Source organism: Paenibacillus sp. SN-8-1, from assembly GCF_050995535.1.
In the GTDB taxonomy this organism is placed as follows: domain Bacteria; phylum Bacillota; class Bacilli; order Paenibacillales; family Paenibacillaceae; genus Fontibacillus.
Genome location: NZ_CP194782.1, coordinates 2,018,361 through 2,044,829, shown reverse-complemented (window position 1 = coordinate 2,044,829; position 26,469 = coordinate 2,018,361). Strand labels below are relative to the sequence as shown.

Annotated in this window: 19 protein-coding genes; 1 reads left to right on the top strand and 18 read right to left on the bottom strand. The window is 47.0% G+C overall.

Annotated elements, in window-relative coordinates; genetic code table 11:
• Window positions 1–90 precede the first annotated feature (90 nt).
• From ACRRNK_RS09635 to ACRRNK_RS09625, 3 genes are read right to left on the bottom strand one after another with little or no spacing between them, the layout of a single operon-like run.
• Window positions 91–1,071 (bottom strand): substrate-binding domain-containing protein, encoded by a 981-nt coding sequence (locus ACRRNK_RS09635; protein WP_433946512.1) that lies wholly within the window; start codon window positions 1,069–1,071, stop codon window positions 91–93.
• Window positions 1,068–2,789, bottom strand: coding sequence for a sensor histidine kinase (locus tag ACRRNK_RS09630; RefSeq protein ID WP_433946511.1), 1,722 nt, complete (start codon window positions 2,787–2,789; stop codon window positions 1,068–1,070). The genes ACRRNK_RS09635 and ACRRNK_RS09630 overlap by 4 nt, the downstream gene beginning before the upstream one ends.
• Window positions 2,790–2,848: 59 nt before the next feature.
• Entirely contained in the window at window positions 2,849–4,507 is a 1,659-nt protein-coding gene (locus ACRRNK_RS09625; protein ID WP_433946510.1) for a response regulator transcription factor, read from the bottom strand.
• A gap of 287 nt (window positions 4,508–4,794) precedes the next feature.
• Between ACRRNK_RS09625 and ACRRNK_RS09620 the strand changes: the two genes are divergently transcribed.
• The gene (locus tag ACRRNK_RS09620; RefSeq protein ID WP_433946509.1) at window positions 4,795–5,475 is read left to right on the top strand and encodes a hypothetical protein; all 681 of its coding nucleotides are present in this window, start codon (window positions 4,795–4,797) and stop codon (window positions 5,473–5,475) included.
• A 147-nt stretch (window positions 5,476–5,622) separates the two neighbouring features.
• Here the strand turns inward: ACRRNK_RS09620 and ACRRNK_RS09615 are convergent, their stop codons facing one another.
• From ACRRNK_RS09615 to leuD, 15 genes are all read right to left on the bottom strand, one after another.
• Window positions 5,623–6,078: an N-acetyltransferase family protein gene (locus ACRRNK_RS09615; RefSeq protein ID WP_433946508.1), complete on the bottom strand. Its 456-nt coding sequence runs from the start codon at window positions 6,076–6,078 to the stop codon at window positions 5,623–5,625.
• A complete protein-coding gene (purT, locus tag ACRRNK_RS09610) occupies window positions 6,075–7,256 on the bottom strand; it encodes a formate-dependent phosphoribosylglycinamide formyltransferase (RefSeq protein ID WP_433946507.1) in 1,182 nt (393 codons plus the stop codon). Before purT ends, ACRRNK_RS09615 begins: the two co-directional genes overlap by 4 nt.
• Before the next feature lie 162 nt (window positions 7,257–7,418).
• Entirely contained in the window at window positions 7,419–9,263 is a 1,845-nt protein-coding gene (locus ACRRNK_RS09605; RefSeq protein WP_433946506.1) for an ABC transporter ATP-binding protein, read from the bottom strand.
• On the bottom strand, window positions 9,260–11,032 hold the full coding sequence (locus tag ACRRNK_RS09600) for an ABC transporter ATP-binding protein (RefSeq protein ID WP_433946505.1): 1,773 nt from the start codon (window positions 11,030–11,032) through the stop codon (window positions 9,260–9,262). The genes ACRRNK_RS09605 and ACRRNK_RS09600 overlap by 4 nt, the downstream gene beginning before the upstream one ends.
• A gap of 165 nt (window positions 11,033–11,197) precedes the next feature.
• Window positions 11,198–14,824, bottom strand: a complete 3,627-nt coding sequence (locus tag ACRRNK_RS09595; RefSeq protein ID WP_433946504.1) for a dynamin family protein — start codon at window positions 14,822–14,824, stop codon at window positions 11,198–11,200.
• A 188-nt stretch (window positions 14,825–15,012) separates the two neighbouring features.
• Window positions 15,013–15,294, bottom strand: coding sequence for an NAD/NADP transhydrogenase alpha subunit (locus ACRRNK_RS09590; RefSeq protein ID WP_433946503.1), 282 nt, complete (start codon window positions 15,292–15,294; stop codon window positions 15,013–15,015).
• 25 nt (window positions 15,295–15,319) lie between these two features.
• Window positions 15,320–16,000: an endonuclease III gene (nth, locus tag ACRRNK_RS09585; protein ID WP_433946502.1), complete on the bottom strand. Its 681-nt coding sequence runs from the start codon at window positions 15,998–16,000 to the stop codon at window positions 15,320–15,322.
• Between the two features lie 78 nt (window positions 16,001–16,078).
• Window positions 16,079–18,811, bottom strand: a complete 2,733-nt coding sequence (locus tag ACRRNK_RS09580) for an S-layer homology domain-containing protein (RefSeq protein WP_433946501.1) — start codon at window positions 18,809–18,811, stop codon at window positions 16,079–16,081.
• A gap of 77 nt (window positions 18,812–18,888) precedes the next feature.
• Window positions 18,889–19,518 (bottom strand): GerMN domain-containing protein, encoded by a 630-nt coding sequence (locus tag ACRRNK_RS09575; protein WP_433946500.1) that lies wholly within the window; start codon window positions 19,516–19,518, stop codon window positions 18,889–18,891.
• 24 nt (window positions 19,519–19,542) lie between these two features.
• A complete protein-coding gene (locus ACRRNK_RS09570; protein WP_433946499.1) occupies window positions 19,543–20,916 on the bottom strand; it encodes an N-acetylmuramoyl-L-alanine amidase in 1,374 nt (457 codons plus the stop codon).
• A 320-nt stretch (window positions 20,917–21,236) separates the two neighbouring features.
• Entirely contained in the window at window positions 21,237–21,857 is a 621-nt protein-coding gene (locus ACRRNK_RS09565) for a GerMN domain-containing protein (protein WP_433946852.1), read from the bottom strand.
• A gap of 30 nt (window positions 21,858–21,887) precedes the next feature.
• Window positions 21,888–23,405: an N-acetylmuramoyl-L-alanine amidase gene (locus tag ACRRNK_RS09560; RefSeq protein WP_433946498.1), complete on the bottom strand. Its 1,518-nt coding sequence runs from the start codon at window positions 23,403–23,405 to the stop codon at window positions 21,888–21,890.
• 305 nt (window positions 23,406–23,710) lie between these two features.
• On the bottom strand, window positions 23,711–24,493 hold the full coding sequence (locus ACRRNK_RS09555) for an SMI1/KNR4 family protein (protein WP_433946497.1): 783 nt from the start codon (window positions 24,491–24,493) through the stop codon (window positions 23,711–23,713).
• Window positions 24,494–24,552: 59 nt separating this feature from the next.
• Window positions 24,553–25,443 carry an NUDIX hydrolase gene (locus ACRRNK_RS09550; RefSeq protein WP_433946496.1) on the bottom strand — a complete coding sequence of 297 codons (891 nt, stop codon included), beginning with the start codon at window positions 25,441–25,443 and terminating at the stop codon, window positions 24,553–24,555.
• Between the two features lie 395 nt (window positions 25,444–25,838).
• Window positions 25,839–26,441, bottom strand: a complete 603-nt coding sequence (gene leuD / locus ACRRNK_RS09545; protein WP_433946495.1) for a 3-isopropylmalate dehydratase small subunit — start codon at window positions 26,439–26,441, stop codon at window positions 25,839–25,841.
• Window positions 26,442–26,469: the final 28 nt, after the last annotated feature.

Here is a 26,469-nt window from a genome sequence, read left to right as displayed (position 1 = left end):
TTCGCATCACTCCAAGTCTTAGGTAAATCTCGCACATAAACGTAATTTACCCATAGACAAGCCGATCTATTAGTTGCAGCAACAGATAGATTATTTGATAAAAGGGAACAAAAGCTTCTGATTGTCGGGCCAGAGCATATTGTCCAGATCAATCAGCTTCGTGCCTGTATCGTAACGCTCTGAAATACTCTTGCCTTCGGCCAGTTGTACTGCTGAGGCCACCGCAAGATAACCGTTACTGTATGGATTCTGGACAACCATAGCCTGTACGGTCCCTTCTTGAAGCTTCTCCAGCATCTCGGGTGGATTGTCAAAGGTAACCAGCTTGATTCTGCCTCCATATCCCAGATCGTCAATCGCTTTCCCTGCACCTATTGATGCTTCAGCATTTAGGGCTACAATGCCCTTGATCTCGGGAAAATCATGAATCATGGTCTTGGTCAGCTTATCCGCTAACTTCTCATCAGAACCGCAATACTCAGTATCTGCGATCTTAAGGTCTGGGAAGCGGGCAATATAATCCGTGAAACCTTCCTCCCTTTGATCCGCGTTTCGTGCTCCTTTCACAAAGTTAACGATGCCGATTTCACCTTTGGTACCTGTTAATTCCACCAGACGCTCCGCCGCCTTCTGGCCGGCCTCGTAGTTATTCGCGCCGATATAGGATTTCACTTTGGCGGAAGCGACTTCCGCATCCATGGATAATACCGGAATACCATAATAGGACGCTTGATCTGTTACTTGTGCTAAAGCCATATAATCACTAGCAGATAGAATAATTGCATCTGTTCCATTCTGGATGGACTTCTCCATTAAGGCGATCTGTCCTTTGTAGTCATTCTCGTTAGCTGGTGCCATAAAATCCAGCTTTACATTATATTCCTTGGCAGCTACCTCTGCCCCCATTTTAATCGTCTTCCAATAGTCGCCGTGGTCCATTTTGACAATCATACTCACCCGGGTAACAGATTCCTCTACCGCCCTAAGATCCATGGGAGAGGAACACGACCCAGCCGAAATGAACAGGATCATCAACACGCCAAATCGAAGAATGAGCTGCTTGATCTTCATGGCTGTCCTCCATTATCCCTAATATCCGATTTCGTGATAGGCAGCCGAACGGTTACAGACGTTCCCTCTTCCAGCTCACTCTCAAAAGTTAGCCCATAAGGTGCACCATAGTACAGGGAGATGCGTTCATGCACGTTCCTAACTCCTACGCCAGATCCGCTGTCCTGCCTGGCTCGTCCTGACAATATTCCCTTATGCACTTCCTCCGGCATCCCTACGCCATTGTCGGTCACCCGAATGAATAGACTCTCGTCCTCTATCCAGGAGTAGATTCCGATAAATCCTTCATCAACCATCATTTCGATTCCATGATGAATCGCATTCTCGACCAAAGGCTGGAGAATAAGCTTAAGTGTCATACAATTCAGGGCCTCATCCTGAGCCTCTATCTCATACTGGAACTTATTCTTGAAACGAATCTTCTGGATAATCAAGTAATTTCGCACATGCTCCAGTTCATCATGAACCGATATTATATTGTTCCCTTTGCTCAGGCTGATTCGGAAGAATTTAGACAATGAAGTGATGGTAGTAACCACCTCTTCCTTACGTCCCATTTCGGCCATTCGAGTAACTGAATTCAGAGTGTTATACAAAAAGTGAGGGTTAATTTGCGCCTGAAGAACTTCAAGCTCTCCTTTACGCTTCGCTTCCTGCTCCAGAATAATCTGATCCATAAGTTCCCGTATTCTACGGATCATCAAATTGAACCTCTTGGAGAGCTGCTCAACCTCATAAGCCCCGCTTACATCAATAATGGTGCCAAAGTCTCCATCCTCCACTTTCTTCACGGATCTCTCCAGGTTGCGCAGAGGCTTGGCAATTCGGTACGAGACAAGAACAGAGACAATCAGAACAATGCCAAGCATCACGAACAGGAACCAGAGCATGAAGGCATTAATGTCCTTCCTTGTCGTCATAATCTCATCGGCATAGGTCACGCCCACGACCTTCCAGCCTGTAGGCTGAACGGTCTTGATTGTAATAATCCGTTCTTCTCCTGTGGAATTGTCCGTATAGCTGCCGAAGGAATAATTCAGCACAGGCTCCAGATTCTCGTATTTAAGTCCGGCATAGATTAACTGCTGCTGCGGGTGGTAGACCATGTTCCCAAGACCATCAATAATATAGACATAGCCCTTCTTGCCAAGACTTACCCGTTTGCTCAGCTCATCGATGGTACGAAAATTGATATCAACCGCAAGAATCCCTTTTTTCTTCACCCCTTGATCTACATAACTAATTTCCTTACTCATGGTGACCACCCAGCGGTACGGGGATTTGAATACATTTTGAATATGAGGCGGGGAGAATTGAAGAAGACCCGAATGTTCCTGGGCGGATTCGAACCATCCCTGCCTTGTCAGCCTCGAATTGGAACGCATGCTGGTATTCGGCGTGTTGAGCACCAGCTCGCCACCCTTGGTGAACAAAGCGATTGAGACCAAATCTTCACGTGTATTAAGAATCGTACCTAATTGGCTCTCCATTTGCTCGCCCGTTAAAGTCTGGGCGTTACCCACGCGTTCCTCTACCAACTCAAAAATATCTTTCATTCCCGAGATATAGAACTCCAGGTTGAGATTCACCTGATCAATAATCTGTCCTATGTTCAGGTACGTGTTCTCTTCTGAAGATTTGGAAAATTTATTGTACAGCATCACGCTCACAAGCAGCACGGTAATTATGGTAATGAACATGAACGATAACGTAATCATGACCTGAATCTTCTTATAATGAAACCTTCCAATCGGCTGATATAACTTCTTCCAGAGCTTCATTGCACCCTGGCTCCGCTCCGATATTCTTTCGGTGAGATTCCAAATTTCTTGCGAAAGCAGAAGCTAAAATAATTCGGGTCAGCGAATCCGATCTGTTCGGCAATTTCAAATGCTTTTAATTCCGTATTCCTTAGCAGTTCCTGTGCAGCCTCCATTCTTATGCCGAGCAGATAATTCACAAAGGTCATTTTGACCTCTTTCTTAAAGATGGCACTGAAATAACCGGTGCTGATATGCAAATACTCGCACACCTTGTTGATCGAAATCTCACTTTCGCGGTAATGCTCACGGATATATTCCTTGGCGTCTTCCACTAGGCGGTTATAGCTGGATTCCCGGTCGGAGGCAATCGAACTTCTTAATTTCAAGCACAGCTCTCTGAACCATTCCTTAGCCTCCAAAGCATGCGAGAATTTCGTTATCTCACCGAGTCCTGTTGCCCCGTTACCGAACAATCGATCCAGATCCACATGGATCTCCTTAGCCACCTTTACAGCAGCAGTCAGCATCTCAAGCAAATAAATTTGAAATTCCTGGTATGAGATCCCTGTATCCGAGATCCTGTTAAACAGCTGATCCATCAAAGTGTTGATTTCCTGTTCTGTGCCTACCTTAAGACATCTAACAAGCTCTTGTTCGTTAAAATCGCTAACGGTAAATGGTTCCGAGGAGCGATTCTCCATGTCCTCAATCCAGATCACCTTATTCCCGCCATATAATAAGCGATAATCAAAGGCTTGGACCGCATCTTTATAAGACATATACAGCTTTTGAAGACTATCCTGTGAGCTACCAGCCCCAATCGTAACGGTTCGCTTCAGATATCTCTCGATACTGTTACGAGTTTCCTCCAGCATACTCAGTGACGTCTGACTTATTGAGTCCGAATCGCTCTCATCACTAATACTCAGCACAACAACCTCATCATGGTGAATAAAGACATGACCACTTTCATATTTCCCGGCGATTTCCGAGGTGATATTCAGCACGGCGAACAACTCCAGGTCATGATCGAAAGTTTCTTTGAGAGAAAGAGCACCCTTCTGCTCCGAAGTTAGACCTTGAGTCTTCTCTTCCTTCACTTTAGGATCCAGCCTGATAATCGATACCATATACTTGCTGCCTTCCAGGTTTAGCGAGTAAGACTGAATCTTGTCATGAATCTCATTCTTCGGAAGTCTGCGGGTTACCAGGGAGGACAAAAAAATGCTCTGCAGCACAGGAAGATTCCGCCTGTAATGTTCAGTCAAGAGGTGAATGTTCTCTTTCTGAGCGACTTCCTCATCAATGTTAGCCTTAACCTTCAGCAAAATATGAATCAGATCTTGCGAGGAAAAAGGCTTTAGCACATATTCATCAATTTGCAGTCGAATCGCTTTCTGGGCATATTCGAATTCCTCGTACCCGGTTAAAATTATAATTTTGGTAGCCGGGTAGTTCTCTCTGATCCATTCAGACAGCTGCAGCCCGTTCATAAAAGGCATCTGAATATCAGTAACCACGATATCCGGCTGGTGCTTCTCAACCATCTCAGCAGCTTCGCGCCCGTTCTCGGCCGTATCCGCCACAATGAAGCCTAATGCATTCCAATCGATTTCGGTCAGCAATCCTTCCCTTACATCTGCTTCGTCATCGACTAAAATTAACTTATACATGATAACCATCCTTCGGGTAGGGTGTGAGCCTCTGCAATAATCTTGGCGGCATCCGCAATTTATCATAAAGATGCAAAACTATTGTAACCGTTTACCTTAAATCCCTCAACGAATTTATCATTTTTCGAAGTGACTTCCAGTTCAAATAACCTGGAATTATCCAGGCGAAATGGTTGACAGCACCACAGTTATGGTTAAATATGGATAGTGGTTGCTTTGGTCTATTTGGTAACTGTGCGACCATTGCTTCCTAATTAACTCATTTTGAGAAAACAAAGGAGAACAACATGTTGAAGAAATTGATGGCGGCAGTAATTTTGATGGGCTTGTTGTCAGCCTGCGGTAACAGCAGTACAACGGAGAAGAAAGCCGGTGCAGAATCAAATACGCCTGCTCCGTCCACATCGGCATCAACACCTGCTTCTACTGAGCCGGCTGCAGATTCTAAGGATGACTCTGGCACCCTGGAGGAGAAGAAAGAAATCCCTGCTGATTTCAAAACTTACGAGAATGAACAATTTAATGTCTCCTATCCAAAAAGCTGGAGTACATATGATGAGAAGCAATTAAACAATCCTATGATTAAAGCGGCATTCTATGATCCCCAGCCTACAGGAAACTTCACCACAAATATTAATGTAACGGTGAATGCCGACACTTCGTATACAGCTAAAGTAATTGCTGAGAGCTCAGCTAAGCTGCTGGAGGAAAAAGGGGAAGCAAGCGGAATGTCAAATTATAAGCAAATTGAATACAAAGACGTTGATCACGCCGGCTTCAAAGCAGGAATCTCCACGTCCAGCTATACCAGCACTCAGACCAAGTCTGATATTATCCTCTCTCAGCTGATTATTCCGGCTAAGAAGAACACTTATGTGGTCAGCTTCTCTTCCACCAAAGAAACTTATGATAAATTTAAGGATACGCTGGTCAAGGAGATCATGGATTCCTTCACTATTAAAGAATAATCAGATACCTTCAATTCGAAAAGCAAAACCTCACCTAATTAGAATGGAAGTAACATCAGCCCATTTTAAATAAGTGAGGTTTTTGTACGTGAATTCCCAATTGGACAAAAAAAATCATCCCTAAGGGATGACGAATGAAAAGATGAACTATTCCAATGTTTTATAAAGACGGTATCCGGAGCATTCGAATCCCATCCGTTCATAGAACGGCTTGGCATCAATACGCTCTTCATCGCCCGTGGACAGGAACAGCTCCTGACTTCCCTTACGCTTCCCCCAGGACTCAACCTCATGAATCAGTCTCTTTCCAATGCCCTTGCCTCTGTGATTCTCATCTACTACAAGTGCGGTAATGCGAGTAACGGGCTGCTCCATATCATGGGTCTGCAGCTGTCTTAGGCTTACTGTACCAACTACTTCACCATCTAGTTCTGCTACAAAATTACGAAAATGCGGGTGATTCTCAAATGCCGCAAGTCTTTCTTCCATAACACTTACCGTTGTGGGATAACGAAGCTGTCTCATAAGAGCTGTAATCTCCTTCGCATCTTCACGTGAACATTTGCGGATTAAGAGTGCCGGAGCACATACCTGATTACTCATTCAGCCCATTCCACCTTTAATAGACTTGCCGCCTTTTTGGCATGGATGCGTGCAGTCTCCACATCTTCGTCAGCGCTGAGAGCTACTGCCATCCGACGCCCCGGCTTACTGAGCGGCTTACCGAAAATTCTGATCTGTGTACGAGGAATTTCAAGTGCTTCATGAACGCCGCTGATCCTAAAAGACTGGCCCTCCCGGTCAGCCTTCAGTGTAGCTGAAGCACCTGGAGTAAGCACATGTACCGAAGGTACTGGGAAGCCCAGAATAGCTCTAACGTGCAGAGCAAATTCGGACAGGTCCTGTGTAACCATGGTCACCATGCCTGTATCATGCGGACGAGGAGATACCTCACTGAACAGAATGCCTTGCTCTGTTACGAACAATTCCACCCCGAACAAGCCATATCCGCCCAGCGCATCCGTAATGGTACGGGCAATTTCCTGTGCTTCTTGAAGAGCCTGACTACTTATGAAATGAGGCTGCCAGGATTCAATATAATCGCCGTCCTTTTGAATATGACCAATAGGTGGGCAAAAGATCGTTCCGGAGACGCTTCGAACGGTAAGCAGCGTAATCTCACTTTCAAATTTGACAAAAGACTCGACAATCACCGCTGCTCCCTTCGCACGCGCACCTTCAAGTGCCGCATTCCAGCTGGCTTCGGCATCTTCCGGTGTCCGGCATACGGTCTGGCCTTTACCTGAGGAACTCATCAGCGGTTTAACCACACAAGGTGTGCCTAGCTCCTTAACTGCCTCTTTCAGGCTGTCTAGACTGTCCGCAAACCGGTAGTCCGCTGTAGGAATGCCTAGCTCCTCGGCTGCGAGCCGCCGAATTCCTTCGCGATCCATTGTAAGACGAGCCGCGCGGGCGGTTGGAACCACATGATATCCTTCCTCTTCAAGCTCAAGCAGTGCCGAAGTGGCAATAGCTTCGATCTCCGGCACAATGATATCCGGCTTTACCTGATGAATCAGATTCTTTAGTGCCTCAGCATCAAGCATGTCAATGACATGAGACTCATGGGCAACCTGCATCGCTGGAGCATGTTCATATCGATCTACCGCAATGGTCCTTACACCTAATCTTTGAGCTTCAATGATGACCTCTTTGCCAAGCTCTCCACTGCCAAGCAGGAGCATCGTTCTGGCATGATCAGAAAAAGGAGCACCCCACATTCGTCTGAAATCCCCCTAGTTAATATGGACTAAATTAAGTCATTGTAAAAACTGCTTAAAATGATCCAAATAGATAAGTAGTTTCTTCTTATCTATTTTCCGGGTTTCTCGTCCAGAATGCAAGAGTGCTCCGCTAAAAATCTACTTATTTCCGACAATTAGTTACAAAAATCTGAATTGTGCTTCTATTAACCCACTGTAAATTCCCTGTTGCTTCATAAGCTGGTCATGGTTCCCTTCTTCCTTGATCTCCCCGTGGTCTAGTACGACGATATGATCCGCATGTCTGATCGTGGACAACCGGTGAGCGACAATGAAGGAAGTTCTGTCTTTAAGAAGAACCTTCAGGGCCTCCTGAATTTTCAGTTCGGTCTCTGTATCAATACTTGCCGTAGCTTCGTCCAATATAAGGATCCGCGGGTTAGCGAGCAGTGCTCTGGCAAAAGACAACAGCTGACGTTGTCCCATCGAGAGGGCACTTCCCCGTTCCTCTACTTCTGTCTCATATCCACCAGGCAGCTGGGTAATAAAATCATGAGCGTCAACAGCCCTTGCCGCAGCCTCGACGTCTTCATCCGTAGCATCCAGTCGTCCAAAACGGATATTGTCCCGAATCGTACCCGAGAATATGAACGTATCCTGAAGCACGATCCCGATCTGGCTCCGAAGACTCTGAAGCGTGACATCCCGAATATCATGTCCATCTATGGTTATTCTACCCTCTGTTATATCGTAGAATCGGCTCACCAGATTGATGATTGTACTCTTCCCGGATCCGGTATGCCCTACCAAAGCAACTGATTGACCTGCCTTTACTTGCAGATTAATCCCTTTTAGAGCTGGACGTCCTTTTTCATACTCGAAGACTACATGATCAAAATGAATATTTCCATGAATGGCCGGGATCGGCCTAGCATCCGGCTTATCCGCCACCGATGGCTGTTCATCAATAAATTCAAAGATTCTCTCCGAGGAAGCCATAGCTACAAGAAGCTGGTTATACATCTGGCCAAGCCGGTTAATCGGGTCCCAGAAGTTACCAACGTAGTTACTGAAAGCTACTAGCAGACCAATCGTAATCTCACCAGATTGAATGAGATAAGCTCCCAGCCAGAACAGAATAAAGCTTCCGATCCCGCCAGTAATTTCGATTAGCGGCCCAAACATCTGGTTCATCGCCGAGGCCTTATCCCAGGACTTCTTGCTGTCCTTGTTCATTACATCGAAATAATTCATGTTCTCTTGTTCCTGTGTATAGGCCTGGGTCACTCGTATCCCCTGAATGGATTCATTCAGATGGGAATTAATCCGGGAGTTCTTCGTTCGCACCACCTGCCAGGCAATTCGGATCGTCTGACGCAGCTTGGTTGAGATGAAGAACATGATCGGTACTGTGACCATCACCGCAAGTCCAAGCTTCCAATTGACCAGCAGCAGGATAATTACAATCCCGAGCAGCTGCACACAGTCAATCATGAGGTTCACTACCCCGTTAGTGAACAGATCCTGCAGCGAGTTCACATCATTGGTGACCCGAACAAGAACTGACCCAGCCGGACGTTTGTCATAGAAATTGAAGGAAAGCTTCTGAATATGACGGAACAGGTCTGATCTAAGATCATAAATGACCCTTTGACCAATTATATTCGTATATTTGATCCGGTAAGCATTGGCAGCCCATTGAATTAAATACAGCAGAATTACAGATGCGGTTATGATGTAGAGAAGCTTCAGACTACCTTCTTTAACTATCGCTTTGTCAATGGCCAAGCTCGTTAGATAAGGCACAGTCAGCTTAGTAATGGTCCCAAGAACCATCATGAGAATAATCAGCGGAAGCAGCTGCTTGGCATAAGGCCTCATATAAGAGAACAGCCTTCTGAACTGCTTCCAATCAAACGCTTTGTCGATTGCATCATCGTCCTTGTAGATAAATCGGTCATTCAGTTCCTGCTTCTTCTTCATCCCAGGTTTCTGACTGGATGTCAGCTCCGTTTGCGTGCTCATACGGAATTCACCTCATCTTCCTCATCCGATGTCCGGGAAAGATAATCCGCATACTGAATACGGAACACCTCCTGGTAGGGACCCTTGGTTTGAATAAGCTCATCATGTCTTCCCTGTTGGACCACCCGTCCTTGATCCATCACAAGGATTAGGTCCGCATGTCTTAACGAGGAGATCCGGTGAGCAATGATGAACGTCGTTCTTCCTCGCATGACCTCCTGGAATCCGGTCTGGATCTCATGTTCGGTCTCCATATCCACAGCGCTCGTTGCATCATCCAGAATAAGAATTTTAGGATTCTTCAAGAGAGCCCTTGCAATGGCAATCCGCTGCTTCTGACCTCCCGACAATCCCATTCCGCGCTCACCAACCACCGTATCATATCCATCCGGCAGTTCCATAATGAAGTCATGGGCTTTGGCGAGCTGGGCAACTCGGACGACCTCGTCCATAGAGACATCCTTAATTCCATATGCTATATTGTTGCGGATTGAGGATGAGAACAGGAACGTCTCTTGGAACACCGTAGAAATCTGTTCACGCAGCTGTCTAACCTTGATCTTCCTTATATCCATACCATCCAATCTAATGCTGCCCTGATCGATGTCGTACGCACGCATCAGAAGCTGAATAATTGTTGATTTCCCGGAACCCGTTCCGCCAAGGAAACCAATAACAGCTCCCGGCTTAGCTTCAAAATTAATATCGTCCACGGCTGGCATTTTGTTGCCGTAGGCAAACGTAACGTGGTCAAAAACCACATGTCCTTGAACCTGCTCTCCATGAAGATCTCCGGCATGCTCGTCGTCTTTCACGTCGATCGTCTGATTGAGAATTTCGAGTACGCGTTCTCCCGACGCCTTGGACTGGGTATAGTTGTTAATATGGAACCCGAGTCCCCAGAGAGGTCCGATAATGAACCAGATCAAGCCAAAGAATGCAACCAATTCCCCTAGTGAAAGGGATTTATGTATAACCAGTGTTCCTCCCACTCCGAGTAGAATGGCAACACTAAACGAAGCGAGCAGCTCCATAACAGGGAAATATCTGCTCCATAGCAAGGCAGCAAAGATTTGATTCGATTTGTATCTTTCATTTCGCTCCGAGAACTTATCAATTTCGTGGGGTTCTCTTGCGAAAGACTTTACTGTTCTAACCCCTGTAATATTCTCCTGCACAGAAGTAGTAAGAGAGCTTAAGGCAAGACGCATCTCCTGAAATGCGGGGTGAATCTTGGACTCGAATTTCCATGCGACGAGAACCAGAAAGGGCATCGTAATCAGAGTTAGTACGGTTAACTGCCAATTGATCGAGACCATCATAACGGCGCCAAAGCTGACCATAAAGACCAGGTTGAGCAGCTGGGCGAAGCCAAAGCCAATAAAGAGGCGGATCGCTTCCAGGTCCCCGGTCAATCTGGACATCAGGTCTCCCGTCTTCGCAGTATCATAATAACGGAACGACAAGAACTGCAGCTTCTCATAGCAAGCATTCCGAAGACGATAAGCTAAATAATTCCCCAACCGTCCGCCGAAAAATCCGCTTAGGAACTGTAAGAAAGCCTTTACAATAATAATTGAAAGCGCTGTTAAAGCAAGATACGGAGCTTCATTATAATTCCCTGGTGTAATGACTTCGTCAATCAGCTTTCTTAGCAAATTGGGGTATACCAGCCCCAATGCTGTTGCGGCTGCAAGACATACTATCGAGAGAATCAGTAAATGGTTCTTCTCCCGGTAATAGACGTGCAATTGCCTGAGAACATTCATATGTCTCCTCCTCGCTGCCATCCGTCAAATTAGGAACTTTAAGCAGTGTACCATCAGGACTTTATGGCAGCAAAGAGGAAATAACTTCATTTTAATGAGAATACTAGTTGGATCTTCATTTAAAAGATATTAATCTGATCTCGCCTTCTAAATGCTCACAAATGCTCAGTATATCTGCCTAAGCTGTTGTTCTGTTTTTAGCAGGCCTCTTTCGAGCTCTTCAAGCGCTGTGGTCTCCTCGCGCGAGCTATCAATTTCGCGCATTTCCTTTTCCCATTCCATCCATAAATTCATGAAATGCTCGCATGCGCTCATCTTCCGAAGATTAGCCCCCTCGCAGTAATATTGGGCATACATGTTCTGAATCCGATCCACCGCCTCTTTAACCAGCTCCTCGAGCGGAGACTCAAGAGCTTCCCGCAGCGCCTCTCTTCCTGCTCCCTCGAAGAAATGTTTGGGATTCTTGAAATAGGACCAGTAAGTATGCCAATCAAGCTTCCCGGTAAGGATTCCTTCCCCAATCTCCGGTGTAGTCCATGGAATTAATTCCTTGGCATACAAGATTGGGCCAAACTCTCGTTGCTCACTCTTCTCAAGCCATCTCCCACATTCTCTCTTCACAATAGAGTTCACCTTGTTCTCGAGCCGCAAGGAGGTAGCTTGAAGTTCCCGTTCCAGCTCACCGGACAGATGTGCTGTCCAATCATGCATGGATACAGAGAATTTCTTCTTCAGGTCGCCCCCATCCTCCTGCAGCAGCGAAGGGTGGAAGAATTCACGGTAGAGATCCAAGGAAGCGAGCCGCAGCCGCTGACGCACATGGAACAGGAGCTCATTCGTTTCCTGAATAATCTCACTGCTTATATCCAGAGCCCCCAGCTCATCAAGTGACTCTTTATAATCCGAACGCGCCTTATCCAGACGCAGGAGAATCTGCTCAAGGTCCATTCCCGACTGAGATAATGCGGAGAGCCTCTGCTGCACACGAAGTACACTTTGATGTAGCTCGTCAGCGGCTGAGCTTGCGGCAAGACCGCTTAGATCATTTCCTATAAAAGAATCGAAGGCCTCTTCAAATACTTCGAAGCCGGAAGAGGACGACAGTCCGCCATTCCCTGTAAGCTTGCCATCCAGCGCGTTCAGACTGGATACCGGATAGATTTGAGGTCGCTCAATTCCCGCTGTGCGTAGACTTGAATTCACATGGGCTACAACCTCCTGCAATTCATCAGAGGATGACGCCAGGTCTGCCGCATTAACGATAAAGAACATCTTATCCAGGGCAAAGTTGCCTTTAACCCGTCCTAACTGGGCTAGAAACTGCCGATCGGCGCGGGAGAACGCATGATTGTAGTATGTTACGTACAATAAAGCATCTGAATTTTTCATATATTGAAAGGTGACACCAGTATGCCGGGCGTGGATGGAATCTGCACCCGGGGTATCTACCAGAACGATCCCTTGCTCGGTAAGCGGGCAGCTATAGTACAAATCGATTCCCGCAACAAAGCAGGCCCGTGCCTCTTCGGCAACAAATGCCGAGAATTCGGTTATTTCCACCGACAGACTTGTCCCAAGCTTGCTTTCATAGGAACTCCAGCCCTCCGCAGCCGCCTGCAGGAAGCTGTAATGCGATCGGCCTGAGGCGGGAATATCTTTGGCTTTCAGCTTTCTGACCGCTTCCAGCCAGGACTGTTCCTTCCAGTCACCGAGCTGAAGCACGCTGAAGGAATAGGCCAAGTCCTCCCGCATAGCCTCCGGAGTCTTCAGCATCACTACGGCTGTGCCGTGAGCATAGTCTCCCTCCGGGGCCAGGATGCGGTTGATCGCCGCTGTTGTCGGATGCGGCGACACTGGCAGTACGCGCTGCCCCAGCAGGGCATTCGCGAACGAGGACTTGCCCGCGCTGAAGGCCCCGAACAGCGCGACCGTGAACCGCCCGCGGCGCAGCTCGCCGGCGCGCGCGGTCAGCGCACGCACCCCCGCCTCGAAGGCGGGGTGCGGCGCAAGCGCCTCGGCCGCGCCTCCCAGCAGCGCGGCCGCTTCATCCAGCCGCCGCCGAATTGGCGCGGCGGCTGGCGCAGCTTGAGCTGCCGCATGCACAGCTGCGGCAGCGGGCGCCTCTTGCGCCGCCTGCGTCTGCGGCGGCGCTGCGGGTTCCCCCACCTCCGGCAATACGCCGGGGGTGAGGGCCGCGGGCGCGCCCAGCAGCGCCCGCAGCTGCGCGGCGCGTGCTTCGGCGCCGCGGTCAAGGGCTTGTAGACGCGCGGCAAGGTTCGCGCGCGTCAGCAGTGTCTCGCGGCGCAGCGAGAGCTCGCCGCGAACGGCCTCCTGCTGCGGTGCGAGTCCCGCAAGCAGCTCGGCGGCAAAATCTATGGCGGCCCTGCGGTACGCCGCCGTAATGACGGCTTTGACATCCGCTGCGTAGTGCAGCGTTGACTCGCCGGATACCGTGGCTCCGGCCTTCACCGGGTCGGAGATCCATTCAAGACTTGGCTTTGGCAGCTCAAGATCTAATTTCGCCTCCCACTCAGCTGACCACAGATGATGAGATTGCCCCAATTTTCGCAATAAATCTCGCACGTGCCAATCCACCTGGGCCGAGATCTGCTCACTCAGCTTTCCGAACAGATCATCCTGCCGGCGCTGCTTCTCGGCTTCCGTCTTGCCTGACGAGAACAAGAAGCCCATCTTAAAGCCAGGGCTTCGGCTTTCCAGATAAAGCTGTGCCGCTTCTCGAATCGGAGGCGTCATCAGCTGTGCGCTGCCCAGCAGCTTGTCCAGCTCGGCAGCCAGTTCAGCTTGAAGTCTGGAGGGTAATATCTCGTTCTCTTCCGATGCGCGCTGAAGGGAGGCAATTTCCTCCTCTACTCGCGCGGCCTCTTGCTCCCCGCCAAGTTCATCAATTAACCGTTCACGCTCCGGCTCATCCGCTTGGCCCGCTTGTTTCAAATGAGCCTCTGCTGTGTGGAAAGCAGAGCAGCTGAGCGAATACTGAAGCAGGTCTTCCCTGTGCTCAATCAATTCGGATAGAACTTTCTTTAACTCGGGAAGCATATTATGAGGATGTTCTTGCTGCTTCAAGGACAGATAGAAGATGCCAGCCGGCTTCACCTGCCATACTTCAAACGCTTGTTCCACGCTGCGGCGGTACTTGTCGAAGCCAAGCTCCTGTTCCCTGTGCTTATCAATTTGATTAACAACAAGATAGACGGGTTTGCCCCAATCTGACAGACTCTTGGCGAAGGACAGATTGGTCTCGGACTGCACATGGTTATAATCCATGACATAGAACACCACATCCGCCAAATGCAGCGCCGATTCGGTCGCAAGCGCATGGCCGGCGTCGTTCGAATCTACCCCTGGGGTATCCAGAAGTACTCCCTGGTTCCCCAGTAACGGAATTTGATCCCATACCGCAATTCGTGTATATTCCTCACCGTTGCGGCAATATTGTTCCAATTGCTCCAGCGGAGCGAGCACGGGCTCTTCTTCAGCAGCTTTAGTAAGCAGCACCTTGGGTGCCCCATTGCGAATCATAACGACATTTGCACTCGTGGGCAGTGGGCTTGCTGGCAGCACTCTTTTACCGCACAGGGTATTGATCAGGCTCGACTTCCCCGCGGAAAAATGCCCGCAAAAGGCAAGCGTAAGCTCTCCGGACCTCCGCTTTAAATCCAGCTCATCGATATCCCTGCTCGCCTTGTGATCTCCCGCTTGGCTCAAATAATTCTTCAAGCTATAAAGTAACTGCTCTACAGCGAGCTCGTTCTGTTCTGTTAACGTTTTCATACTAAAGCCTCTCTCCTGACCGCTTTCTTCTAGGTTCTGTGTCTTTCCTGAATATATAAATATATTTATTTTATCATTCGAGGTCACTACTTGGAAGCCGCGCTCAGGCAAAAAAAATAAAACCGAAAAAATTCGGTTTCATTTCAGGTCGTTCAAATATTCAGTAGATCCACAAATTTCCTAAACTATTAACCTGCGGTTACAGCTTCGCTTTCATCTGAAGGGATCAGAATTTCAAATACTTTACCGTGCTGAAGAATTGTAATGCCTCTGTTCTTGTCCTTCATTACTACTACTTCAGGTTTCTTCGCCATACGCTCTAAGTAGTGCTCAGGAACTTCACCAGAGTCGCTGATTGTAATTCCTTCAAGCTCACGCTCGTCATTCTCACTCAGATTAATCTCAATCACCTGTTCAAACATATCCGAGAAAAGTTCGAAATTGTCTGTGTAAACGGAAATACATTTCATGTAGTCTCATCCTCTACTATCAATATCATTTTTTGGCCTTACTCTCTCTATCTTCTCTAAGCTGCGCAGTTTTCATACGCTTTTTGCCTTCCCGGCACACATCAAGCAGTGGACATACCTGGCAGTTCGGGGACTGTGCCTTACAGTGATAACGTCCAAAGAAAATCAATCTGTGATGTGTCAGTGTCCACTCATCCTTTGGCACCTGCTTCATTAGCTTCTTCTCGACCTCTAAGACAGAATCCTTCCAGCCCGCAAGACCGAGTCGCTTGCTTACGCGCTCCACGTGGGTATCTACCGCAATAGCAGGAACCCCGAACGCGTTGGAGACAACGACATTAGCTGTCTTTCTGCCTACACCAGGCAGCAGGACAAGCTTATCGTGCTCTGAAGGAATTTCACCGCCGTACTGTTCAATCAGAATTTTGCACAGATTATGGATGTGCTTCGCTTTATTCCGGTAGAGGCCAATCCGGCGGATATCCTGCTCCAATTCTTCAATCGGCACAGAGACATAATCCAGCGGGGTATGGTACTTCTGGAATAAATCTGCCGTTACCTTGTTGACCGTCGCATCTGTACATTGAGCTGATAGAAGAACGGCAATCGTCAGTTCAAAGGCGTTGCTGTGGCTTAGTTCACAGTGTGCATCCGGAAACATGGCTCCGATACTGTCCAGTATGTGGCGGACGCCAGCCGCATTCATGTGCATACCTCCCGGCAAAAAAAAGTCTTGATACGGGACTGAAGTCCGTATCAAGACGGTCAATCTCAGAAACATGACTTATTGTTTTTCGATCTCAACCAGCTTGTCATTGTTGAAATATAATACAATATTATCATTTTCTTTGAGGGATTGCACGGTTAAAGTGATGTCACCTTGATGAACATATGTTTCCAAAGTTACACCAAACCGATAATTATTGTCGTTAAAATCATGTTTTACATACACTTCTTTAGAGGATGAATCGTAATAATTGAATGGACGGACAATCGAATTAAGAACGGTGAACACGATTTGGCCATTCTCATCCTTACGGACTTCAACATGATCAGAAGTAGTAAGTGTGCTTGCATTTGTACTTGCTACTCCATTTCTAACCACCTTAACCCCGCCGCTTACAGGGTATGAGGTAGTGACACCTGCAAAATTCTTCACAGATACTGTTGAACCGTCGCTGCTCAGAACTTTACCAAGATCCAGCTTCACAGCCTGTAATGAGACTGCTGTTCTTCCGTTAAAGATCACATTAATAAATTGCCCAACATAAAGGTCTGAGATCTTAATGGATTGGCCATTATCTCCAAGAAGAACCGCTTTGTCAACATAGAAGTCATCCGTTACTCCTTTGGATTTGGCCCGAATCCGATTATTAATTGAATCTACCGATATCACTTCGAATTGCACAGGAGTCTTAACAGCCAACGTCTGTACAGCATCCTGGCCTGCCGTAAGCATAGCAACTACACTGCTGCCCGCCTTAATGTCCGACACTGACGGGGTTGCAATTCCGTAGATTTCAAGCGGTGGATTGCTTCCTGTGTAGGACAACGTTAGTAATTTCCCGCCTGAAAGCTGAATTGTTACCGTCTTGGCTGAGGTGTTAGCCGACATATAAGTTCCTTCGTACTTATAAATAACCTGGAGAGCCAGTGCCCTGTCACCGATATGGGTGATGCTGATTTTGCGGTCCTTGGTCAGAAGTGGCTCAACGCCGGCCAAAGTAGGCTGGGCTGGATTATAATCCAGCTTAGTCTTGTCGTCCAGCTTGTACACTTCCAGCTTATTCTGTGCATTTATGACGGTGAGAGCCTTATACTTACTATCATAGGACACTACATTCAGGTCTGTAAGCTGCTCAGACTGCCGGCCCAGCACCTGAACTCGTGTTACTCTCTCCTGAGCATCCAAGGTAAGCTCCACCTGATCACCTGCGCTAGGATCGGCAATTAGATCAGACAAGCCCGCATCGGCAATTCCATCTACAAGAATAGCTGGCTTATCAGCTAAGAACTTAGCCTCAAGTGAGCCTCCGGAAGTTTTATATGTAACCAGCTTACTCGTTCCGTTGACATCAACCAGCATCGCCTTAACCGTACGCTCCACGCTTTGAGTCACCTCAAGGCTCGTAAAGACATTGTTCTTGACTGTATACTTCACAGCCGCATTTGGCTTGAGTTCAGAAAGGCCAATAATTTGGCTCTGATAACGAATGAGTGTACTATCATCAACCTTATACTGTTCAACACTGCCAGTGGAATCTTTAACTGTGATTGTCTTGGCATTCAAATCCACGGATTGAATGGTTCCTGTTCCACTCTTATTCACAAGGCCGGTCTTAACTTTGACAATTACGGTCTTCTTGTCAGGCGAGTAGGTTTCACGTTGAATTTCAATCGTGCTGTCCGCAGTCAGCCCCGCCGCTGTAATGACTTTACCGTTCTGATCGATGAACTGGGTTGCGGAATCGTAACCATATGAAGTATAACCGCTAGCTGTACTTAGCCAGATCGTGTTATCCCCTGTAATCTTGGCAAATGTACCTTCAATGCTGTCTACCTGCTGCTTCGGATCCGTAACCTCGACATAGGCAGCAGATCCTACCTTGTCAATGGCAACTACTTTCGTGAAGGGCTTTAGATCGCTCTTCGCTATCCGGGTCTCCGAATCGCTAGTGAAGTACACACTACGGTCATCGAGTACAAAGCTGCGCGTCTTTCCGTTCATATACAAAGTCAGTTTGGAATCTGTAAGCTCTGAGATTACGCCCTCATATACGCCGGCATATGCTGGATTCAGATAAGATTGGCCGCGGCTGAAGAAAGTTGCAATCTGCGCTCGGGTCACGAGTCCAAGTGGATCGAACTTGTTACCGTCAACGCCTTTGGTTAGGCCCAGATCAACCGCCACCGATACAAAGCCCCTTGCCCCAGCAGATATCTTGGCATTATCAGCAAAAGCAGTCGCTTTCGCTGCTGCGGCCTTAGCGTCTGCTTCTTTCCCCAGTGCGCGTACTAAAATTTTGGCGATCCATTCGCGAGAAGCTTTCTTGGAACCCCAAGTTTCTTTGGCCCCTGTCGCTGCCACTTCTTCAGTCTGGTCAATCAATTTCTGCTGAAGGGCAAGCGCGACATATGGCTTGAAATAATTGCCTGTCTTCAGCTTATCTGGAACTACAGGTGTTGCTGGCAGCTTGCTGTCCAGATTCATGAACCTCAAAGCAAGAGTGATCGCTTCCTCTTGGGTGATGTTATCGCCAGGACGGAATTTCCCTTTATCCCCGAGAATAATTCCTTCCGATGCAAGTTTATATATATGCTTCTCAGCCCAATAGCCGCTGGCTACATCACTGAAGATCGAAGCTGATACTGTAGATTGTGCTGAAGTCGTAGTAGTGGCAGCCGTAGTATTTGTATCCGCAAATGCAGCAGCACCGCCGCTAAGGCACATAGCAGTAACAAGCATGGTGGTCACCGCTTTACGTGATTGGCGCTTACGGCTTCTTTTGTTTGACATGAAATTCTCCCCTTTAACAAAAAATGGACTGCTGTATTCAGATTCGACATACAGCAGTCATATTCCTTTTCCTATTCCTATTCTCTCGTCATTGGATGCTCTAGTTCGACATGGCCCATCAGAGTATCTACCTGCTGTCCATCAACTAGCAGCTCCAAGCTTTTCACTTCATCAAATTGGAAGCTTGTCTTCTTAAGCGCATCTAGGGCCAGTGATTCGCCACCTGCTCCTAATCTTGCTTCGTCCGGCAGATGAATATCTACCGTTAACAACCCGTCCTTAAAACTAGCCGACTTAAAGTCCACCTTTTCCCAAAGCGCGAATAGTTTGCTGTCCCCGCTGCTTTGAAGTGATTTTAAAGCCGCCTCATATTTATCTTGATCGCTCTCATACTTGATTTCTTTCTGAACCTTCTTGAGCTCAAGCATTTGATCATCCGTATAATAAGCATCGATGTTCAAGGTCTTGGACTTCGTGTCCGCCGGCTCTGAAGTATTTGGTGCCGTCGCCTGCCCACCAGCGCCCCCAGTGGAAGTATCCGTACTGGAAGTGCTCGAAGTATTCACGGAGTTATCCGTATTGGTAGCAGGGGCCGAGCTATTCTGTGTATTATCAGTCCCAGCCGCTGTCTGCGGTTTCTGCCCACAACCTGCACTTATTCCTACAACTACAACAAGCAGCGCAGTGAGCCAAATTTTTCTTGTCACTTTCGCTTCCTCCTTTCGGGATACCTATTGAACTTTCAGATATTCCTTGATGCCTGCTACAATGCCTTCGGCCACTTTATTCTGAAATGACTCTGTATAGAGCAGTGCTTCATCTTTCGTATTACTGAGGTACCCGCATTCCAGCAGAACCGCCGGCATTGTCGTTTCCCGAGTTACATGAAGACTTGCGTAACGAACCTTTCGATCTGTAAGCCCAGAAGCTTTAACTAGGTACTTATGCATGATGTTAGCCAATTGCAGACTGGAATTTCGGGTGTAATAGGTCTCTACCCCGCTTGCAGCAGCTGCACCCGAGTTCGCATGTACCGAGATGAATATATCGGCTTTTAGCTTTTCAGCAATCTTTACGCGGTCAGATAAAGTAGGATAAGTATCCCCGCTTCTTGTAAGAACAAGGTCAATGTTCTTGTTGTTCTTAAGAAGGGCTTCCACCTTTAGAACGACAGCCAGATTAAAGTCCTTTTCCTTTCGGTTCTTGACACTGATCGCACCCGGGTCCGTCCCGCCGTGACCTGCATCCAGAACTACAAGCTTCTTACCGTTAGTTCCTGGTGGTGTTACAGGAGTAGAAGAACCTTTGTTCAAATCAACGATAATCAGACCATCTCCGGCATTCACCAGTTCATAATTTTTAGCATAGTTTAGGTCAAGCACAATGCGCACTGTCGAAGGATTATTGCTGTATAAAGAAAAGCGCACTTGTGAAACGTCAGGATATCCATTGATCTGTATAGATCCATTCTGATTGCTATCCAGGATTCCGGCTGGAAAAGTATCATCAAAACGTGCATTGGGCACATCAACGACAATTCGATCCGGACCTGTCATCTTAAATACATTTGGTTGTACCTTCCCGCTGGCCGCAATGATCAGGCGGTTATCACTAAAGCTGATACCGCTAATAGTTGCATTTCCATCGGGCTGAGAAGTGTTTCCGTCATTGCTGCTTGGGGTAATAAGATATACAGATTTTGTTGTATGTTCCCAGTTGACCTTCATCCCCATCTGCTCACTAATGAAACGCAGAGGGACCATGGAAGTATCACTTTTAAGATAAGGAGCTACCGGAACGGTTACAGTTGTCCCATTTACTGTAGCTGTCTTCTTTCCTACAACCAATTTAATCGAGGTATCCGCTTTCTTTATGGTTACCGTGCCTGTCTTATTCTCCCAGTTGACATTAAAACCAAGTTCCTCCATGACGACACGAATCGGAATCATCACACTTCCATTGACTTCTTGAACCTGATTAGCCGAGGATAGATTCAATTCTTTCCCGTCAAGATAAATATGAGTACTTGCCTCAGCTGCACTCCCCATCCCGGGAAAAGCCAATAAAAAGACGAACAAAACTGCAAAAAAACCTAATTTCTTCATCCTTCACCCCTACCATTCTTGTATTTGTCCGAGATGATTTCTACACATTGTGCTATCCTTCGACATCACCTGAACGACTATTAGACGCGGGTTTCTCTTAAAAGTTGCGAAATAATACCAACTTTTCTGGCATAATTCCCAGCTGATAACCCCTCTTTTTATTATCGACATTCCTTTCATTTTCTTTAGATCAAGCTGTGTAAAGCCTCTGTCCCTCTTAAGAAAAACTATCCAGTTCATCTATTGAGATGTATATTTTGGATTCAATTTCCACAAAAATAGAACCCGCTTAGCGGATTCTATTTATTATTCTCTATCGATTAAGATCTGGTCATCGGATGCTCTAACTCATCATGTCCCATCAAGGTATCCACCTTGCCGCCATCCACCAGAAGCTCGATCGACTTGACCTCATCGAACTGGAAGAAGGTTCGCTTCAGCGCATCAATCGCCAAGGTTTCGCCACCTGCACCGAGTCTCGCTTCATCAGGCAAGTGAATATTGATCGTCAACTCTCCGTCCTTTAAATCGATGGACTTTAATTCAACCTTCTGCCACAGAGCGAACAGCTTCTGATCACCGCTGTCCTTCAAAGTCTTGAAGGCTTCCTCATACTTATCATGCTCGCTTGTATAAGTAATCTCCTTATGCTCCTCTTTCAGATCCATCATGTCATTGTCGGTGTAATAACTGCTGATTGATAACTTCTTACCTGATTTCTCAGCTTGATTTGAGGGCCCGCTAGGTGCAGCTGTTACCTCCTTACTGCCAGCTTGAGAGTCTGAAGGAGTGTTTTTCTCCTGATTTTCCTGATTGCCGCTCGTTACACCCGAAGAACTAACCTGCTCGTTACTCGGAGGAGCAGATTGAGGCTTTTGCGCGCACCCTGCACTTACCAACATGAGCAGGATTAGTAATCCTGTGGCCATACCCTTTCTCATCACGCCCATTCCCCCTTTACCGGCTCTAGTCTATTGCAGGCCTAAATATTCTTTGATACCTGCTACAATACCCTCAGCAACACGCTCTTGAAACGCATCATCATACATCAGCGGTTCATCATTCTTATTACTTAGGTACCCAACTTCGAGCAGGACCGCAGGCATCTTCGTCTCCCTGGTCACCTGAAGACTCTTCTGCCTAACCTTCCTGTCAGGAAGTCCTGTAGCTTCAACCAAGTATTTATGCATTACATTGGCGAGTTCAATACTGTCCGGCCTTGTGTAGTAGGTCTCACTTCCGGTGGCCGTAGCTACCGCGCTATTTCCATGAACTGAGACGAATATGTCCGCATTCAAATCATTTGCGATTTTCACCCGGTCACTTAGTGTAGGATAAGTATCGTCACTGCGTGTAAGTACAAAATCAATGTCCGGCTCATTCTTCAATAGTTCCTGTACCTTAAGAACAACAGCGAGCGTAAAAGTCTTTTCATATTTTCCAGAAAGGCTGATGGCCCCAGGATCCTTTTGACCGCCGTGTCCCGCATCAATAACCACCAGCTTCTTGCCACTGCCTCCTGGCGGAGTTACTGGTTTGGACGAATCTTTATTCAGATCTACGATGATGAGTCCGTCACCAGCATTCAATAGCTCGTAGTTCTTGCTATAGCTCAAATCAAGAACCAGACGTACAGTAGATGGATTGTTGTTGAAGAGAGAATATCTAACTTGCTTCACATCGGGATAGTCTGTAACTTGAAGATTACCTTGACCTGAATTATCCAGCGGCTGATTACTTAGAAATGAGTCCGAGAACTTTGCATTAACAATATCCACCACAATCCGGTCCGGATTTGTGAGCTTGGATACTTTGGTGACCGCCTTCCCATCCATGGCAACGATTAATCGATTGTCACTAAAGCTTACCCCATTGATAGAAGCTAGAGCTGTCGAAGTGCTCTGCCCCGTGGTTCCTCCTGTAACTTTTCCAGAGTTACCATTCGGGGTTCCACTTCCTGATGATCCGTCCGGAACAGGAACAGGGGTTGGATTAGCGCTTACATCTCCAGTTCCAGCTCCACTATTCGAACCACTTCCGCTCCCGCTTTGAGAATCTGGCGTTGTCAGAAAAACGGTCTTAAGCTTGTTATCCCACACCACGTTGACTCCAGTCTGTTCGGATACGAACCGAAGTGGGACATACGTGATATCCCCTTTCAGTAAGGGAGCCGCAGGCATAGTAATCTTTGTACCATTGACTTGTGCGGTCTTCTTGTTGATCGTTAAATCCAGGGTCTTATTCCCTTGCTTAATGCTCACTTTCCCTGTCTTGCTGTCCCAATTTACGCTATAACCCATTTCTTCCACTACGACACGAATCGGCACTAGTACACTTCCTGAAATCTCCTGAACCTGACTGCCCTTGGCCAGCTTGATCTCTCTTCCATCCAGCTTAATGTGCGTATCACCTGATGCCGCATGTCCCTGTCCGGGAAGTGCCAGTAAGAAAAAAAACAGAAAAGCTAAAAATCCAAGTTTCTTCATCATTCACCCCTACCATCCTAATCAAAATTGTTTGTAAAAGACGATCAGGTGTACCCACCTGAGAACAACGGGAAACATGGACAAAAAGGCTACAGCTTACGACATTACTGACGTCACTTTCTCTTATAAGTTGCGAATTAGTACCATTTTATCAGGAAAAAAATACATTTAATAGAGTTCAAAATGGAACAGAATTGTAAACTATGAAAATTAAAAAAAGTATAGTCCTGTACACCACAAAAATGCAGCTTCTAATGCTTGTTGGCTAGACCTTCTGGGGGGGCCAGCATCTTCAAAACGGTGCTCTTTCATTCATTTTGCAAAAATTCATCAAGACTGATTTTATGCGATACATATTGTGCCCCTATGTTATTTAGTTGTTCTTCAACATTAGCAGCCACGTGGTCAATGCCCTTGTATATGAGTAGGGGAACCTCCTCCTCAAGATAGGCTTTCGCCCGCGTATAATCGCAACAGAACACTTTTTTAATGAACAGCAGTGTTTTTATTTTATCGGTGCCAGGACCCGTAATGAACACTTTGTAATAGTTGTACTGCTCGTATTCGCGATTATCCCAATCCTCCTCTTCAACTACCCGGGGCCGTAGGACGCTGTGCAGAAACTCGGTAAGATTGTCGTAGACGACTCTGAAATCCCAGATTCCCGACCCATGCGGGGCCGTATAAACAACGGTATCCCCTCTTGAAAGATTGATGCAATACGGATCACCTTCATCCGTAGCGATAACAAGGTAATCACTCGGCCAGTCTGTAATGAGCTCATCTTTTACAGGATTATAATTATAGCCTGATTGGCCTCCGAGCAAGTCACTCGCGCCGTAAATTTGTAGACTGATATATTCGTCCGTGCTCCAGGAGACAGACTCAGGCACATAGTTGCTCAAGAAATACAAATATTCATCAGGCAGTCTCCACTTGTTAGAGACGCTTTGTAACACCTGTTCATTCGCCGAGGTCTCCAAGCGCATAGGATATCTGGCGTAGAAAGCGGGATCCTGTTCCCTTATTCGCTCCAAAGCCACTTGCATCTTCTCAAGTACCGCATCGATATCATCATATGTATTGCTCATAATAGATCACCACTTTGATTGAATTAAATTATTAATGTCGAACGCATTTTATATAAATATCAGGCTTCATTTAAGTTTCTCCGATACAAGCGGGATGGCCGGTGCCCCGCATTCTCAGTGTATTGTTCCGTTTCAACTACGAGGTCAGCTACTTTGCGTCGGAATGCGGCTTTAAGCAGGTCTTTATCCAGGATTACCTCGTACACCTGCTGCAGCTCTGTCAAGGTGAATAGATCAGGCATCAGGTTCAGCGCAATATCGGTGTAATTCACCTTTCCACGCAGGCGCTCGACCGCGCAGGCTATAATTTTGGCATGGTCAAAAGCAAGTCCTTCATTAGACACGATCGTATAGTCTGTACCCGCCCATGTCGATCCCGCCGTCACCGTTCTCTCTACGACAGCAGTGAACTCTTCCTGACCCGCCTTTAATCTGAGTTCGTACTCTTGAGTCTTGCTGTACCCTCCCTCGGTCATCGCCTTCCGCTCCCTCAGAAGACGGTAGGTTATCTTGAACCAGACCGCCTCATCAGCGTCGTCTCCCGCCTTCAGCTGCAATTGGTCACTATCGACTAAAGCCATATAGCTGCAGCTTATTACCCGGGTGCGGGGATCGCGTCCAATGTCGCTAAACGTATACAGCTGCTCCAAATATACGTCTCTCACGCCAGTCTCCTCATGCAGTTCCCTCGCTGCCGCCTGCTCCGTTGTCTCATTAGGCCGGACGAAGCCTCCCGGCAATGCCCATTTGCCCAGGAAGGGATGCCCTCCCCTCCGAATAAGCAGAATGCGCAGCTCTTTATCCGGGAGCTTACGATAGTTGTACTCCTCAGCATCCGTGACAGTGAAGATCACCATGTCGGCCGCCACCGAAGGCCGTTCATAGTCTCTATCCTGATACTGCTCCAAAAACTGGCGTTCTGTAAGTCCGTCGCGATCCAACATGTCCATCCAATTTGCCCCCTAAGTTCAATGTTTCAATTGCTGAGCTCGGCAATACAATATAATATCTCGGGCTAGAATTCGCCCCAATTTCAAGTGTTTTTAAGTATGAGCGGTACATACTTCAGAAATCTGGTAATTTGATAATAATGTATTGTTACTAACAAAGGCAACTTACAATGTTAATAAGACAGTCACCTGAAAATGATCGGCTTTATACGTTATGTTCTACAGGACATTACCCGGAAACTGGGGACATGGCATGTTACTTCTTGCACCCTGATCTTATCCAGCAACAAAAAATGCACCCCTAGATATTCATTGGCTAAGCCCGAGAGGCGTCCAATGTCTATACTAAGAGGTGCATTTGAAAGTCTTAATTAAGTTGCATTTACTTTATAATATTAGGCGAACAAGCGAGCTGCGTTCTTTTGTTCATAAGCAGAAATCTCATCTTCATGCTTAAGCGTAAGTCCGATATCATCCAGACCTTGAAGAAGGAACTGGCGGCGGTGCTCGTCAAGATCGAAGTTAATTACTAGACCATACTCATCGGTAATGGTTTTGTTCTCAAGATCGACATTTAGCTTATAGCCATCATGAGCAGCTGTACGCTGGAACAAATCTTCAACCTGCTCCTCGGAGAGGACAATAGGCAGGATTCCGTTCTTGAAGCAGTTATTATAGAAAATATCTGCAAAAGAAGGCGCGATCACACAGCGGAAGCCGTAGTCCATAATCGCCCAAGGCGCATGCTCACGGGATGAGCCACAGCCAAAGTTAACGCGAGAGATGAGTACGGAAGCTCCCTCATAGCGTGGTTTGTTCAGTTCAAAATTAGGATTCACATTGCCTTCTTCATCAAAACGCCATTCGAAGAAAAGAAATTGTCCGAATCCAGTGCGTTCAATACGCTTAAGAAATTGTTTAGGAATAATTGCATCTGTATCTACATTGACGCGGTCTACAGGACCCACGATGCCGTTTAATTTAGTGAATGCTTGCATAGTTATTGTCTCCCCTCTATTTAACTAA

Excerpts from the sequence above, each read along its gene's own strand:
- ACRRNK_RS09550 (WP_433946496.1), bottom strand. The coding sequence starts at position 25,443 with ATGGACATGTTGGATCGCGACGGACTTACAGAACGCCAGTTTTTGGAG.
- ACRRNK_RS09555 (WP_433946497.1), bottom strand. The coding sequence starts at position 24,493 with ATGAGCAATACATATGATGATATCGATGCGGTACTTGAGAAGATGCAA.
- ACRRNK_RS09600 (WP_433946505.1), bottom strand. The coding sequence starts at position 11,032 with ATGAATGTTCTCAGGCAATTGCACGTCTATTACCGGGAGAAGAACCAT.
- ACRRNK_RS09580 (WP_433946501.1), bottom strand. The coding sequence starts at position 18,811 with ATGTCAAACAAAAGAAGCCGTAAGCGCCAATCACGTAAAGCGGTGACC.
- ACRRNK_RS09625 (WP_433946510.1), bottom strand. The coding sequence starts at position 4,507 with ATGTATAAGTTAATTTTAGTCGATGACGAAGCAGATGTAAGGGAAGGA.
- ACRRNK_RS09565 (WP_433946852.1), bottom strand. The coding sequence starts at position 21,857 with ATGAGAAAGGGTATGGCCACAGGATTACTAATCCTGCTCATGTTGGTA.
- ACRRNK_RS09560 (WP_433946498.1), bottom strand. The coding sequence starts at position 23,405 with ATGATGAAGAAACTTGGATTTTTAGCTTTTCTGTTTTTTTTCTTACTG.
- leuD (WP_433946495.1), bottom strand. The coding sequence starts at position 26,441 with ATGCAAGCATTCACTAAATTAAACGGCATCGTGGGTCCTGTAGACCGC.
- ACRRNK_RS09615 (WP_433946508.1), bottom strand. The coding sequence starts at position 6,078 with ATGAGTAATCAGGTATGTGCTCCGGCACTCTTAATCCGCAAATGTTCA.
- ACRRNK_RS09635 (WP_433946512.1), bottom strand. The coding sequence starts at position 1,071 with ATGAAGATCAAGCAGCTCATTCTTCGATTTGGCGTGTTGATGATCCTG.
- ACRRNK_RS09620 (WP_433946509.1), top strand. The coding sequence starts at position 4,795 with ATGTTGAAGAAATTGATGGCGGCAGTAATTTTGATGGGCTTGTTGTCA.
- ACRRNK_RS09590 (WP_433946503.1), bottom strand. The coding sequence starts at position 15,294 with ATGAAATGTATTTCCGTTTACACAGACAATTTCGAACTTTTCTCGGAT.
- ACRRNK_RS09630 (WP_433946511.1), bottom strand. The coding sequence starts at position 2,789 with ATGATTACGTTATCGTTCATGTTCATTACCATAATTACCGTGCTGCTT.
- ACRRNK_RS09595 (WP_433946504.1), bottom strand. The coding sequence starts at position 14,824 with ATGAAAACGTTAACAGAACAGAACGAGCTCGCTGTAGAGCAGTTACTT.
- purT (WP_433946507.1), bottom strand. The coding sequence starts at position 7,256 with ATGTGGGGTGCTCCTTTTTCTGATCATGCCAGAACGATGCTCCTGCTT.
- ACRRNK_RS09570 (WP_433946499.1), bottom strand. The coding sequence starts at position 20,916 with ATGAAGAAATTAGGTTTTTTTGCAGTTTTGTTCGTCTTTTTATTGGCT.
- ACRRNK_RS09605 (WP_433946506.1), bottom strand. The coding sequence starts at position 9,263 with ATGAGCACGCAAACGGAGCTGACATCCAGTCAGAAACCTGGGATGAAG.
- nth (WP_433946502.1), bottom strand. The coding sequence starts at position 16,000 with ATGAATGCGGCTGGCGTCCGCCACATACTGGACAGTATCGGAGCCATG.